The sequence below is a fragment of the Salipiger sp. IMCC34102 genome (assembly GCF_004145405.1).
Classification (GTDB): domain Bacteria; phylum Pseudomonadota; class Alphaproteobacteria; order Rhodobacterales; family Rhodobacteraceae; genus Loktanella.
In genome coordinates this window covers 1-882 of record NZ_SELQ01000026.1, presented here as the reverse complement: position 1 = coordinate 882, position 882 = coordinate 1, and the positions used below count along the sequence as shown (strand labels likewise).

1 protein-coding gene is annotated in these 882 nt (G+C 62.8%); it reads left to right on the top strand.

The window, feature by feature from the left end:
- Nucleotide 1: 1 nt before the first annotated feature.
- The coding region (purU, locus tag EU805_RS17245) for a formyltetrahydrofolate deformylase (protein ID WP_129765209.1) at nt 2-882 on the top strand (881 nt) is incomplete at its 3' end.

The following is an 882-nucleotide window of genomic DNA, read 5'->3' as shown; positions in this document are numbered from 1 at the left end:
CATGAGCAAATTCGCCATTCGCGTCCAATGCCCCTCCCGTCGCGGGATCGTCGCCGCCATCGCCGTGTTCCTGGCCGACCAGGGCTGCAACATCACCGATGCCTCGCAGTTCGACGACCTGGAGACCGGGATCTTCTTCATGCGCATCAGCTTCACCTCCGAGAAGGGGCGCAGCATCGACGAGCTGACGGAGGCGATGGGCGATCTGGCGACCGAGTTCGAGATGACCTTCGAGATCTTCGATGAATCCGCAAAGCCCAAGGTCATCATCATGGTCAGCCGTTTCGGGCACTGTCTGAACGACCTGCTCTACCGCTGGCGCATCGGCGCGCTGCCGATCGAGATCGTGGCCGTCATCAGCAACCACATGGACTACCAGAAGGTCGTCGTGAACCACGACATCCCGTTCCACTGCATCAAGGTCACCAAGGAGAACAAGCCAGAGGCCGAGGCCCGCATCATGAACGTGGTCGAGGACACCGGCGCGGACCTGATCGTGCTGGCCCGCTACATGCAGATCCTCAGCGACCAGATGTGCAAACAGATGTCGGGACGGATCATCAACATCCATCACTCGTTCCTGCCCAGCTTCAAGGGGGCGAACCCCTACAAGCAGGCCTACGAGCGTGGCGTGAAGCTGATCGGGGCGACCTCCCACTACGTGACCGCCGACCTCGACGAGGGGCCGATCATCGAGCAGGACACGATCCGCGTCACCCACGCCCAGTCGCCCAACGACTACGTCAGCCTGGGCCGTGACGTCGAGGCGCAGGTCCTGGCCCGCGCGATCCACGCGCATATCCACGGGCGGGTCTTCCTCAACGGCAACAAGACGGTCGTCTTCCCGGCCTCGCCGGGTTCCTACGCGTCGGAACGGATGGG